The sequence below is a fragment of the Bacillus sp. LM 4-2 genome, from assembly GCF_000978495.1.
Classification (GTDB): Bacteria; Bacillota; Bacilli; order Bacillales; family Bacillaceae; genus Bacillus; species Bacillus subtilis.
On sequence record NZ_CP011101.1, the window covers coordinates 1,949,680 to 1,965,086 of the forward strand.

The following is a 15,407-nucleotide window of genomic DNA, read 5'->3' on the forward strand; positions in this document are numbered from 1 at the left end:
TTCATGTCTCCCTGTCACGATTTTCTACAATTCTTCTACCAAGCTGGATATGCTGTCCAAGTCCTCTGCCGTTAATGATTGACTGCTGAAATCGCTCAGTGTCTTTTCTGCTTTCTGTTGACCGGCGCAGTGTTTCATAATGTCCAGCAAAAAGTGTTCAATCCTGTTAATAAGCTGCTCCATTGTGTTTTTGTGAAAGCGGGCTGGCGGATAACTAAGATTGAAATGGAGCTTTTTGTCTGCTGCCATTGCGCTCATCTCGATGATTTGCTCACGCTTCCATGTATGAGTGATATCCTTTCCGCTACCAAGGCTTGATGGGCGGAAGGTGTCCTGTCTTTCGATGTCGTTGAACTGGCCCAAATAGTTAAAGCTGATTTCAGGTGTTTTTGAAAACGTAATAATTTTATTTTCAGGGTGTGTAAGGTATTTCAGCATACCGTAACCTACCCCTTTGTTTGGTATCCGGCCCAGTGTATCTTTAACGGTTTTTACTGAGGTTCCGAGCTCATCCCTATGATTTTCAAAGCTTATGAGGGCCGGGTACATGGATGTAAACCAGCCGACCGTCCTGCTGATATCTAACTCTGGCAGAATGTGTTCTCTCCCGTGTCCTTCCATAGCGATACGGAGCTTGCTTCCTCCTGTCCATTCACAAATCGCCAAGGATGCTGCGGTTAACAGAATATCTTGTGTATCTGTGCCATAGGCGTGATTGACGTTTTGCAGCAAGACGGCGGTGTCTGCTTCAGTCAGTGAAAAGCTTAATGAGTCCCTTTTGCTGAAGTCGATGTTCACATGATGCGGTATTTCATATGGCAGTTCTGCGGCTTGCTGTTCTTCTACACTTCGCCAATACGCCTCTTCGCGAATCAGCTTACTGCTTTGGGCATATTCCTGTATGCATCTTGCGTATTCCTGGTAGGAATCCGTTTTAGGTGGAAGCTGGATCGTCTGGCCTGCAGCAGCTTGTTGATATCCGGCTGACAAATCCTCCAGCAAAATCCGCCATGAGACACCATCAACGACAAGGTGATGGATCGCAAGGAACAAGTAATCTCCGGTCAGTGTTTTAAACAAAGCGGCGTGCAACAATGGTCCTTCCTGCAAATTGATGCTTTGCTGAAGATCTGCAACTTCTTGTTTGATTTTCGTCTCCCAGCCGCTTTCTGACTGTGAAAGATCAGAGATTCTTAAGCTGTATAGCTGTGACTCATGAATGCCTTGGTTGATTTGAATCCATCGCCTATCATCGTTGCGATAAACCATCCGAAGCGCATCATGATGCTCCGCCAGTTTTTTCAAGGCTGGTCTAAGGGCGTTTTCAGACAAACGTCCAGAATGAAATAGCATGACAGACTGATTGAAATGGTGTCTTTCTTCAATATCTTGTGAAAAAAACCATTGCTGAACAGGCGTCCAAGGAACGTCTCCCTGAACGGGTCCTTGCTCTATGATTCTCTCTGACTTACGGATAAATGGTGATAAGTCCTTTATCTTTGGATGACGGAATAAATCACTTACCTGCAAGCTTAGTCCATAGCGCCCAAGGCGTGCAGAAACTTGAAGGGCTTTGATTGAATCTCCGCCCAATTCAAAAAACGAATCCTCTATTCCGATCCTCTGGATGCCGAGAACTTCCTGCCAGATCAACACAAGTTGGTCTTCAAGGTCATTTCGAGGTGGAGCGTACGTTTGTTTAGATGTGAAATTTGGTTCAGGAAGTGCTTTTCGGTTCAATTTGCCGTTTGATGTGAGCGGAAGAGTCTCCATTTCAATAATGTACGCCGGGATCATATAGTTTGGCAGCGAACGCGCAAGAAGAGAACGCACTTGTTCAGCATTCGTGCCTGCTTTTACGCTGATATAGCCAAACAGCTCTTTGCTCCCTGACTGTCCTGTACGTGCCAACACCGCCGCTTCTTTGACTCCGTCTATTTGGCGAAGTGCTGATTCGATCTCACCCAGCTCCACACGATAGCCTCTGACTTTTACTTGATCATCAATACGGCCAACGTACTCAATTGTGCCATCAGGAAGCCAGCGCGCCAGATCACCTGTGCGATACAGTCGATCGCCAGGTGCAAATGGATGTGGGACAAATTTCTCTTTCGTTAAATCAGGACGGCCCAAATATCCTCTGGCGACGCCATCTCCGCCGACACAAAGTTCACCGACAGCTCCGACCGGCTGCAGCACTCCCCATTGATTTAAGATATAAGCGGTGGAATTACCAACCGGCCGCCCGATCGGAATGGAAAGTTCATATGTTTTTTGAATGTGAAGGCATGTCGAAAAAGTTGTATTTTCGGTAGGGCCATATCCATTCCATATCGATACTTCAGGGCAGACATTTCTGATTCGATTGACGTGGCTCGGCGACAAAGCTTCTCCGCCTATAATCAAATGTTTCAGCTGTGAAAATGTTTGTTCATTTTGCTCTGTCAAATGATTGAATAGAGAAGATGTCAGCCAAATCGTTGTGATTCCTTGATGTTCTATGTACCTCTTAAGCTGATGGGAATCGAGAAATGTTTGTTGATCGGACAGATGCAAAGCGGCACCATTTAGCAGCGGTCCGAAAATTTCAAATGACCCAACGTCGAAACCGATTGATGATGTCATAAGAAGGCGGTCTTCAGGTGTAAATGTAATATAATTGCTATTTTTAACAAGACGAATTACACTTCGCTGCTCAATCATGACACCCTTTGGTTTACCGGTTGATCCAGAGGTATAAATGATATATGCAAGTGAATGTGGCCCTGCTGAAGAATCAACGTTCTTCGTTTCTCCTTGCTTTTGAATATCTTCGATTATGATTTGTTCACATTCAATGTCTAATAGCTGTTTTTCTGTTTTTTCAGATTGAAGGAGTAATGCCGCCCCGCTGTCTGACAGCATATAAGCTATTCGTTCAACAGGCAGATCAGAAGCAATAGGCAGATAGGCTCCCCCGGCTTTTAGAATGCCCAGCATTCCTGCAATGAGTTCTGGTGTTCTGCCTGTCAACAAGGCTACAACACTATCAGGCCCTACGCCCTTTATCTGTAGAACTGAGGCAATTTGATTTGACCAGCTGTTCAGGTCCTCGTAAGTGAATACTTGGGTGTCGCTGACAATTGCTACAGCATTAGGCGTTTGTTCAGCCTGCATTTCAAAGAGTCTGCTGATGGTTTCATTTCTTGGATAATCTATTTTTGTACGATTGAGCTCGTGGATAAGGTAATGGGTCTCATCCTCATTCAGGATATTTATTGTTCCGAGAGCGGCTTTGTTGTCTTTGATGATGGCGAGTAACATATTGATGAAGTATTGAAGCCACTTTTCTATCGTTTTTTTCTTATATAAGTCAGTACTAAACTCCATTTGGAACATCAGCAAACCGCGGGGCTGTTCCTGGGCATATAGGGTTAAATCAAATTTGGACGTTTGATGCCCATTGTTTGCTGCAGGTTTGAGACAAAGTTCATCCAGCTCCAACGATTCCTGATCCATGTTTTGAAGAACAAACATTACGTCAAACAGCGGATTTCTGCTCATATCTCGTGTCAATTCAAGCTTATCAACAAGCTCTTCGAACGGGTAATCCTGGTGCTCAAAGGCTTCCAATGCTGTCTCACGCACTTCCTGCAAATACTGTACGAATGGCTTCCCGCCCTCCGGGCGCATCCGAAGCGCCAGCGTGTTCACAAACATGCCGAGTATCGGCTCAAGATCCTTGTGCGGTCGGCCGGCAATTGGCGAGCCGACGATGATATCTTCCTGTCCGCTTAAGCGTGACAAGAACGCGGTGTAAGCCGCAAGGAGCACCATGTACAGTGTGCTTCCGTTTTCTCGTGCCAGCTTGTGAAGGCCTGATGCAACCTCTTGATCCAGCGTAAATAAGACCTTGTCACCCGCGAAGCTTCGCACCGGCGGGCGGGCATGATCAGCCGGAAGATCCAGCACAGGCAGCTCGCCCTCGAGCTGCTTCAGCCAGTACGCCTCTGGCGTTGTGTACGCGTCTCCTGTTTTGAATCCTTCTTGCCATACGGCATAATCTTTATATTGAATGCGCAGCGCCGGAAGCTTCCGATTATTGTACAGCTCGCCGAATTCCCGAATCAGAATGTTGACGGAAACACCGTCTGAAATGATGTGATGCATATCAACCAGCAACAGGTGCCGCCCATCTGATACCTTTACGATTTGGGCACGGAACAGCGGCGCTTGGCTGAGATCAAACGGTTTGATAAATGCGGCTGCGGCCTCCTGTTCGGTTCGTTCGCCGAGAACTGTAGTCTGTAACGTAAACGGCACCTCGTCATGGATGCGCTGCACCGGATCGCCTCCTGCGTCCTGTTCGAAGGAGGTACGAAGCGACTCGTGGCGCTTGATCAGCTCTTTGAAAGCTCTGTCCATCCTTTCAGGGTTGAGCTTCCCTTCGAGCTCTAACACAGCCGGCATATTGTAGCCTGTCCCTCCGTCCTCCAGCTGCTGAAGGACATAAATCCGCTTTTGGGCAGAGGAAACCGGATAGGTTTCCTGTTTTTCAGCGGGCTTAATCGCTTCATATGGACTGTCCGTTCCTTCACGGATAACGGTAGCCAGCCCTTCTACTGTCGGATGGGCAAACACCTCTTTTAGCGGCACCTGTACATCGAATTCTTTTGAGATCCGTGAGACAAGCGCCGTTGCTTTTAAGGAATGTCCCCCGCGGTCAAAAAAGTTGTCGTGAATCCCGACAGGGCCATTTTTCAGCACGTCCTCCCACAGCTGAGAAAGCTTCATCTCAGTCACGTTTCTCGGCGCTGTGTAGGTCTCAGCATCTGCCGCTCCGCCAGGAGCTGGCAGGGCGTTTCGGTCAAGCTTTCCGCTTGGCGTAACAGGCCACTGTTCCATCTCTATCATATAGGCTGGGATCATGTAGCCCGGCAACAGTCTCTCAAGCTGTGCCCGCACTTTGTTTCTTTGGAGCCCTTCTATATAAGCGCATAATTCTGGCTCCCCGCTGTCTGTCCGTACGGTAACGGCCGCCTCCCTTACACCTTCTATACTTCTTAGTGCCGCTTCAATCTCTCCCGGCTCAATCCGGTAGCCGCGGATTTTTACCTGATCATCCGTGCGCCCGAGGAATTCAACATTCCCGTCAGGGAGCCAGCGCGCCACATCCCCGGTTTTGTACATGCGTTCCCCCGGGTAAAACGGGTCCTCAAGAAAACGCTCCTCCGTTAATGCCGGCCGATTCAAATAACCTCTGGCAACACCCGCTCCGGCAATGTACAGTTCGCCGGCGACACCGGAAGGCTGTACGGCTAAATGCGGATCTAAAACATACAAACGCGCACCAGGTACGGGCTTCCCAATCGGAATCCGCAAACGGTCTCTGTCCCGTTCTGGATCTAACACGTAAAATGCCGCGTCTACCGTTGCTTCTGTCGGCCCGTAGCCATGGATTAATGATACCTGCGGCAATACAGAAGCAAAACGGGCTGCCGTACGCGGCGCAAGCGGTTCACCTCCGGCGAATACACGCTTTAGGTTTGTCCCGTCACCAAGCGCTAACATTTCTGCTTGATCCAGAAAGCTATTCAGCATAGCCGGAATAAAATGAGCCGTTGTCACGTTTTCCTGATGAATGGCTTTTACGATCAATGCGGAGTCTTTTTCCCAGCCGGGCGGAAGCAGATACGCCGAAGCACCGGAAAGAGCCCACCAAAACAGCTGCCACACAGACGCATCAAAGGAAAAAGAGGTTTTCACCATGACAATGTCATCTTCTGAAAGCGGAAACTGGTGCTGCATGCCGGTCAGAAAGGAAACAGCCTGGCGGTGCTCAACGGCCACTCCTTTCGGCTGCCCGGTAGACCCCGATGTATAGATGACATAGGCGAGAGAACCGCCGTCAGCAGGAGTAAACAGATGGTTTTCTGCTTTTTCGCTCGCAAGAGATGTCATGTCCACTTCAAGCGTTTCGCCAGAAAAGTTCGGTGCGGAGCATCCCGGCTGTGTCAGCAAGAGCGATGCCCCGCTGTCTTTCAGCATGTAGCTCAGCCGCTCCTTTGGATACGCAGGATCAAGCGGCAAATACGCCCCGCCGGCCTTCAGTACAGCAAGGACAGCGATCAGCATGTCAGGTGAGCGTTCAGACAGGATCCCGACGATACTTTCGTTTGTGACGCCGCGTGCCGCAAGGTGAGCAGCCAGCCGGCTGGCGTACATATCAAGCTCAGCGTATGTCAGCGAACCGCCTGAAAAGCGAATCGCTGGCCGCTCCGGTGTGACTGCCGCCTGTCGCTCAAACAGCCCATGCAGGGTTGGGGCTTCAGGTGAAACAGATACTGTCCTGTTATTTTGAGAAACGATTTTCCGTGTTTTGTCCTCATCTAGCAATGTCATCTTTGACACAGGAAGAGATGGATCAGAGATGACGTCAGAGATCATGTGCTGTAAATAATCTTTTATCTCAGACATCATATTTGGTTGATAAGCGCCTGTATGAAAATGAATCCGAACGTACAAAGTACGCCCTGGGATCACTTTGACACTGCATCTATAATTAGTTACCTCTTCCATCTCAAAATCTTTCACGGAGAAATCAAATGATCCAGCTTGATTCAGCTCTTCAATCTCTTGTTGAGTAGGTGTATTTTCAAAGACGATAATATGATCAATCAGCTCTTGTTTAAGAGCGCTCTGCGCCTGAATGTCATATAAAGGGAAGTAACTATACGCTTCTGCTTCAGTCATGTCCTTTTGCATTCCGCTGACTAGGTCAGAAAAAGACAGAAAATCACTTTGGACTCGAATAGGAATGGTATTGATAAAAAGTCCGACCATGTTTTCCACATCTTTTAGCTCAGAAGGTCTGCCTGATATAACTGATCCGAACACAGCATCGTCGCGACGATTGAACTTTTGGAGCATGATTCCCCATAAAGCTTGGAAAACAGTGTTAAGCGTCGCACCACATGCTGCAGCGATTTTCTGTAATTCGGAGGTTTCTTTTTCAGGAATGGTAAACGTGATCTGCTGTAATGTCCCGTCCGACATTTGATCTGTTCTTTTTGGCAGAGGCGAAGCTTTTTCGAAATGCTGAAGCCTTTTTTTCCAATACTCAGCTGCTTCTTCACGCTCTTGCTGCATCAGCCATTTAATATACGTCCCGTACGGCTGTACGGGAGGCAAATCAGGAAATTGCCCTTTTCCAAGCGCTTGATAAATATGGAGAAAGTCTTTAATGACGATGCCTAAACACCAGCCATCCATTAAAATATGATGGTGGCTCCAGATACAGACATAATGATCAGGCGCCCATTTTAAAATAGATATTCTCATCAGTACATCCGTTTGGAGATCAAAGCCTTTTGATTTGTCCTGTTCTTTGAATGCCTCTGTACAATGTTCTTTATCTTTTTCATTGAGATGAGAAATATCTTCAACATGAACATGGCAATGACGTTGCTTGAGCACGACTTGACGAGGTTTGGCTACATTTTTATAGATGAATGCTGTTCGAAAGATATCGTACCTGTCAAAAACAGCATCCATACTTTTCTGGAAACGCTCCAAGTCAAGCTGTCCATTGATCGTAAAAGAAGCCTGTTCAAAATAAGCTCTCGACTGCTCATCATACAATGAGTGAAAAAGCATCCCTTCCTGCATAAATGACAAAGGGTATATATCCTGTATTTCAGGTTGCTGCGGCATCAGTGAATCTCCTCTCCTATAGTTTGTTGACGGCTCCCATGATCTCACTCAATTCATCAAGCGTTAAGTCTTCATCAGTGAAATCAGATGCGCTCCACTCTCGGTTTTCTTTGCCGGTACAATGCTCAATGATGTTTTCCAGAGTCTGTTTAAAATGCCTGGAAAATGTTTGGATTGTTTTTTCCTCAAATTGAACCCTGTTATAGATGATGTGCATGTTCAGGCACCCCGAAGAAACGGCGCCGCTGATATCCAGTGCATAAGGACGCTCCCAGTTCGGGCTGATCTCATTTCCTGGCTTGATGTCAGACACCTCAAAGGCATTTGATTGAATATCCTGATCAAACTGGCCTAAATAATTAAAGCTGATTTCTGGGCTGTTTTTCTCAGAGCCCCATCTTTTGCTGATATATTTCAGCACGCCGTAGCCCGCGCCTTTATGCGGTATACGGTGCAGCATATCTTTTGTCTGTTTAATAAGGTGGCCCAGCCGCTCTTCTTTGTCCTTATGATCGGAATCTCTCATATCAAGCCACACAGGATAAATGGAGGTGAACCAGCCAACAGTTCTGCTAATATCGATGTCCTCAAGATATGATTCCCTTCCATGGCCCTCCATGCTGATTTTAAATTGGTTATTTCCCGTCCATTTCTGCAAAGCAAAACCTAAAGCTGTCAGAAGGATATCATTCATCTCCGTACTGTAAGCTTTATGTGCAGCCGTTAGTAGTAATTCTGTGTGATGGCGAGATAGCTCAAAATCAATCACTTCTGTATCTTTGAATGTGTTAGATGCTGCGTCATTGTCTTTTGGAATAGGCTGGATGTGACGGCTCTCGCACTCATCCCAGTACGCTGCTTCGCGCTGCACCTGGCGGCTTTTAGAGTAGTCAACTATTCTTTGTGAATACGTTAAATATGAATCTGTTTTTTGCGGCAGTTTAATAGATTCTCCTGAGACTGCCTGTTTGTAAGCAGCTGAAAAATCCTCGAACAAAATGCGCCAGGAAACCGCATCAACAACTAAGTGATGAATCGTCAGAAATAAATGGTCACCATTCTCGGTTCTAAACAATCCAGCGTGAAGTAAGGGGCCGGTTTCCAAACGAATATGTTCTTGCATCCGGCTGGCTGCTTCCTCAATCGTGTACCGTGCTTCTGTTAGGCTATCCTTTACATCAAACAGTTCAAGTGCATATAGCTCCTCATCTGAAAGATCTATCCCTCTGTTTATCTGCACCTGCCTGCCATCTTCATGCCGGCATACGATTCTCAGTGCATCATGATGAGTCACAAGGCTTTTTAGTACTTTTCTAAGCGCAGCCTCATCAAATCGTTCAGCCCGGTAGATCATAACGGACTGGTTAAAATGATGGCTTTCCAGAGATTGCGAGAAAAACCACTGCTGGATAGGTGTCCAAGTAATCTCGCCTTCGACCGGGCCTTGGTCAATGGCGCGTACGTCTTTTCGAACCCGGGCGGACAGTTCACCAAGAGTCTGATGTTCAAACATCTCACGTACTGTCGTTTCAAATCCGCGCTGCTTCAGTCTGGCACAAACCTGCAGCGCTTTAATAGAGTCTCCGCCAAGCTCAAAGAAATTGGCGCTTACACCCAGCTCATCTACATTAAGAAGCTCCTCCCAAATTTCAGCCATCACCGTTTCAATCTCATTTCTAGGACTGATATCATCAGCTGTATAAGCGTGTTTTTCAGGCTCTGGCAGGGCTTTCTGATCGAGCTTTCCATTAACAGTCACCGGGATGCTGTCAATTTGTATCATACGGGCAGGCAGCATAAAGTCAGGCAAGGCGTTTTTTAGGTAAGTTCGGATGTCTGATATATTCGCAGCCTGTTGATCTTTTATCACCATATATGCATATATAGCTGTTTGCCCTTGCTCGTCTGCTCTGGTAATGACAGCCGCCTCTTTAATCATTGGATACTGAAGAAGTGCCGCTTGGATTTCGCCTAACTCAATACGGTGCCCTCTGACTTTCACCTGCTCATCAATGCGGCCTAAGTATTCCAGCTCGCCATTTGACAGGCGCTTAGCAAGATCTCCTGTTCGGTATAATCTGTCTCCCGGAAGATAAGGATTGGATACAAAACGGTCAGCGGTCAGCTCATCTCTGTTGAGATATCCCCGTGCCACACCTTCGCCGCCTATATACAGCTCCCCTGGAACTCCGATCGGCTGCAGATTCATATGAGCATCCATCACATAAGCCTGCAGAGTTGAAAGCGGCCGTCCGATATTGCTTTTATTTTTTACAATGTCTGCTGCGGACAATTTTTTGAATGTTACATGGACTGTTGTTTCTGTAATACCGTACATATTAATCAAATCAGTATGAGGATATTTTTTATTCCAGCTTTGAAGCATGCCGGGCTGTAAGGCTTCGCCGCCAAAAATCACGTAGCGGATGTTTAAATGATCTGTATGATTTTGGTCTTCAAGCATCAAGCCGTAAAAAGCAGTCGGGGTCTGATTGAGTACAGTGACGCGCTCTTTTTTTAACAATAATCGGAATGCTTGGGGGTCACGGGCTGTTTCTTTAGAGACCACGACTAATGTACTTCCGTTCAATAACGCACCGAACATCTCCCATACAGAGAAATCAAAGCAATAAGAATGAAATAACGTCCAGACGTCTTCATGGTTAAATTCAAAAGGCAGGTTTTGATGCTTCAAGAGACTGATCACATTGCGGTGCTCGACAATGACTCCCTTTGGCTGACCAGTCGTTCCAGATGTGTATATCACGTATGCGGGCTGATCCGTTACTATTTCTTCAATGTTTACATCAGCCGGAATTGAGTTGTTTTCACATTCATCGATATACAAAATATGCCCGGTGTAGTCTGCAGGTTTGTTTAGACCGCGCTCTGTCAGCAGCAGTTTTGCTCCGCTGTCATTGAGCATAAAGCTAATACGCTCCTTGGGATATTCAGGATCAATCGGCAAATAGGCCCCGCCAGCTTTTAAAATCGATAAAACGCCAATGACCATATCAGGTGACCGATCGAGCATCAGACCGACGATATCGCCAGTTCTGACCCCTTGTTTGATCAGCATAGCAGCTGCCCGCTCGGCTTTTTCATTCAGGTCTCGATACGTAAGCTGAGAATGGCCGCACACCACTGCGATATGCTCCGGATACTGAGCTACTTGCTTTTCAAATAAGCTTACTATGTTTTCATTTCTCGGATAAGCTGCATACTGCCCCATTTTTTCAAGGAGTAACCTACGCTCTGCAGCAGGAAGCAATTGCATGTTCGAAATTCTCATCTCAGTATCCGCCGTTACTCCTTTTACCAATTCAATAAAATAGGATGCCCACTGCGTAATGGTTTCTTCTTCAAAAAGAGCAGTGCTGTATTCAAAACGGCAGCGTATTCCACTCAGATGCTCCTCAGCATGTAATGTTAAATCGAATTTAGATATATCATGTTTAGGAGTGACAGACGAAATCGACAGACCAGGCACTTCGAACCGGAAATCTTCACTGCTTTGAAGCACAAGCATCGCATCGAACAGCGGGTTGCGATTTACCTCTCGATTTGTATCGAGCTTATCTGCCAGCTCCTCAAAAGGATAATCCTGATGCTCGTAAGCGGTCAGAGCCAGGTGGCGAATGTCATGCAAATAGGAGCTGAACGTTTTGTGGCCCTGGGGCTTGCTGCGCATCGCCAATGTATTGACGAACATTCCGATGACGCGCTCCAGATCAGCGTGCGGTCTTCCGGCAGCAGGCGAACCGACAACAATATCCTCTTGCCCGCTTAGCTTAGATAACAAAATAGAATAGACAGCCAGAAGAATCATATACAATGTTGTTCCCGTTTCAGCCATTAAACGGTGCAGCTCATCAGCCATGTCTTTATCAATGTTGACTTCAATTGTTCCACCGCTGAAATCAGGGAGACGCGGCCTTGTTTTATCAAGCGGTAATTCTAGTGTAGGAAGACTCCCGCCAAGCTGACCGAGCCAGTAGGCCTCCTGTTTTTTGTATAGCTCTTTCGGGTAGTTCTCTTGCTGCCAAACAGCAAAATCCTTATAATGCAGGTTTAAAGCTGGCAGCTCTTTTCCGCAATATAAGTCAGTAAATTCTTGGACAAGAGTGCTCATCGAGACACCGTCGGCAATAATATGGTGCATATCGAGCAGCAAAAATCCGCGATTATTGCCCATTGTAATGACACATGCTCTAAAAAGCGGACCGGATGATAGATCAAACGGTTTGATAAAGGTCTCGATTGCAGACTCAAGCATTTGTTCTGACTCCATTTCAAGCTCTTTTAGATCAAAAGCCATCTCTGGATAAATGATCTGCACAGGCTCGTCTCTGTTAAGCACAAAAACAGTCCGTAATGCTTCATGCCGATTCACAAGTTCTGTGAGAACGCTTCTCAACCGCTGGCGATTCAGATTTCCGCGTAATTCAAGTACAGCTGGCATGTTGTAGCCTGTGCTGTCATCTGCCAGCTGATGAAGAGCATATAATCGTTTTTGCGAGAAAGACAGCGGATAGACATCTCTTTGATCCGCAGGTTCAATCTGTGTAAAAGCGTGTTCTTTTAAGCTCATCAATTTGACCGCCATGCTTTCAACCGTCGGATATGAAAACACCTCACTGAGCGGCAGCTCGACATTAAGCTTTTTATGTATTCTTGATACTAGTGCGGCCGCTTTTAAGGACTGTCCGCCTAACTGAAAGAAATCATCACGAATGGCGATGTGCTGTTTATTCAGCACATCTTCCCAAATATGTGCGAGATCAGCTTCGATTAAGGTTCGGGGCGCCATATATGTGACACTCTTATTGTTTTCTGGTTCAGGAAGCGCAAACCTGTCAAGCTTGCCGCTGGATGTTAATGGCATCCGGCTGATGTTGATAATACTTGCTGGGATCATATAGGACGGCAATGTCCCGGCAAGATGCTGATACAAATCTGGGAGGCTGTTTCCCTTTTCTGGAACGATATAAGCAACGAGCTCCTTTTCCTCAGCAGAAACATCACGGGCCAGTACCGCGGCTTCCTTTACCCCCGGTGCTTGTCGAAGAACTGTTTCAATCTCTCTCAGTTCAATACGGTAACCCCTAATTTTTACTTGATCATCAAAACGCCCAATATATTCAATCGTTCCATCAGGCAAAAAGCGGCCTGCATCACCTGTTCGGTATAAACGCTCCCCTTCAAGGAATGGATGATCGGAGAATGCTTTCTGTGTCAGCTCTTGCTGTTTGTAGTATCCTCTCGCAAGACCCGCGCCGGAAATACACAGTTCACCCGAAGCGCCGATCGGTTGCATTTGATTTCCGTGCAAAACAAATACTTTTGTGTTTCTGATCGGGTGTCCGATCGTGATCCTCTCTTTTTCATTCAGATGCCGCAATATTGTTGTTGCCACACTGTTTTCTGTGGGCCCGTATTCATTTGCCAGTTCAGCAGAAGGACAAATCATTTGACTCAACTCAAGCAGATCAGGCGTGACCGCTTCACCCGCAAATGTCACAATACGAAGACTTTTTGCATCGTCAGCAGTCATCACTTCCAATAATACCCGGTACAGGGAAGGAACAATGATCATGTGGCTGACCTTATAACGGGCTATTTTTCGCTTAAGGGCCAGCACATCCTTCGCTTCGTCATCTGTTGTCAGCAGCACACACGCACCAGACAAAAGCGGGGTAAATAAGCTCGTTACACAGCCGTCAAACACGTACGAAAACAAATGGAGGGATATATCCTGTTCGGCCATGCCATACTCTTCCCGTCTCCATTGCAATGTATTGGCAATACCGTGATGATCAACTAAAACGCCTTTAGGGCGCCCCGTCGTTCCCGACGTATAGATCAAGTAGGCTAGATCACCTGGCGACATATTTGGAGCTTCTGTTTGGTAACTTTCTGTATGTTCTATCGTTATCGTATTTCCTTCATAGGACGGAGGGATCAAGGAAATAAGGTCTTCTTCTATCAGCAATTGAGCCGCTTGACTGTCCTTCAGCAGGAAAGAAAGACGTTCTGCTGGAAAATGTGGATCAAGCGGCATATAAGCGCCGCCTGCTTTCCAAATCCCAAGCAGAGCTGCAGGCATTTCCATTGACCGGCCCATCATTACAGCAACGATATCTCCAGATCCAACGCCTTTTTCTATCAGAGCGTGCGCAATCTGATTGGCTCTTACTTGTAACTGGCGATAGGTCCAGCATTCGTCTCCCATTTTCAATGCAGCAGCTTCAGGTGTTTTGTGAGCTTGTTCCTCGAACAATTGGGGTATCGTTTTGTTCACATAAGGACGCTCAGTTTCGTTAAACAATTGGATAACCTGTTGCTCCTCCGGCGGCACGATATTGATGTCACTGACGGCAACATCGGGATTTGTCAAAATGCAATCCAGTGCTTGCTTTAGATGCCCCTGAATCCTCAGCATCTCCTCCCGCTCGTAAACGTCTGCGTTGTAGCTGAATTTGATATAAAATGATTCTCCCGGAACGATAACGATATTAAAGTCGTAATTGGTTTGTTCCGACATTGAAATGTCACTCAGCTTCAGAGCGCCTTCATCATTTTCACTCTCCACGCTTAACGCCTGATGAAGCTGTACAGGGTAATTTTCAAAAACAAAAATATGATCGATCAACCCTTGCTTCAATGGACTATGGTTTTGAATCTCATAAAGCGGATAATACCCATGCTGTTCAGATGATAAAATATCCTCCTGCACGGCTTTGACCAGCGAAGAAAACGTTATGCCTTCCGCAGATCGGATTCGCACTGGAACAGTATTGATAAACAAGCCGACCATTGATTCAATCCCGTCAATCGCTGACGGGCGTCCCGAAATGACGGAGCCAAAAACGGCATCATCTGCAGCATTATATCGATGGAGCAGCACGCCCCAAATACTCATAAACAACGTGTTTAATGTCACTCCCCAGTTTTGGGCAGCCTCTGTCAGTTTCTCAACCATTTCCTGCGCTAATGAAAAGCTGACCTGGTCGGCTTTATAATCCCCGTCTGCCGTGCGGCGCTTTATTCGGGGAATAGAAGCAGTATTGCCGTACTCCTTCAAATATTCGCTCCAGTAGGCAGCAGTCTCTTCTTGATCTTGTTCTCCGAGCCATTCAATATAACGGCTGTACGGCACCGTGCTGCCAAGCTGTACAGGTGAGTTATTTTTGAGCGAATCATACATGCTGAAAAACTCTTTAAGAATAATGCCGAGACACCACCCATCCATGATGATATGGTGATGTGTCCAGACACATGTATATTGGCTGTCTCCTCTATCAAAAAGGGCAAGACGCATTAAAGGATCTTTTTGCAAATCAAATCCTTTTTCCCGATCCTTAGTCATAAAAGCATCAATCAGCGTCTGCTGTTCTTGATCAGCCAGGCGAGAAATATCTTCTCTATATACTGTCAATTCACGGTTTGATAGAACTACCTGCTGCGGACCTGTAAGATCTGGTACTTCTTTAATGAAAATCGTTCTGAAAATATCATATCTAGAAACAAGAAGGTTTAAGCTCTTTTGAAACGAGTCGACGCATAGATTCCCTGTGATCGTAAACGAGGTCTGTTCGATATATGCTTTCGAGCTGAAATCCATTAGTGAATGAAACAGCATTCCTTCCTGCATGTGCGATAACGGATAAATATCTTGAATTTGTGCCGATTGTGCCATCAATTCCACACACCTT

2 protein-coding genes are annotated in these 15,407 nt (G+C 46.4%); both read right to left on the reverse strand.

The genetic code is table 11. From position 1 onward, the window contains the following. Window positions 1-24: 24 nt before the first annotated feature. Entirely contained in the window at window positions 25-7,692 is a 7,668-nt protein-coding gene (gene ppsC / locus bslm_RS09565) for a plipastatin non-ribosomal peptide synthetase PpsC (protein ID WP_046381070.1), read from the reverse strand. Window positions 7,693-7,708: 16 nt separating this feature from the next. Next, entirely contained in the window at window positions 7,709-15,391 is a 7,683-nt protein-coding gene (gene ppsB / locus bslm_RS09570; protein WP_046381071.1) for a plipastatin non-ribosomal peptide synthetase PpsB, read from the reverse strand. Between the last annotated feature and the right edge of the window lie 16 nt (window positions 15,392-15,407).

Coding starts and splice junctions, on each gene's coding strand:
- ppsB (WP_046381071.1), bottom strand. CDS start 15,391: ATGGCACAATCGGCACAAATTCAAGATATTTATCCGTTATCGCACATG.
- ppsC (WP_046381070.1), bottom strand. CDS start 7,692: ATGCCGCAGCAACCTGAAATACAGGATATATACCCTTTGTCATTTATG.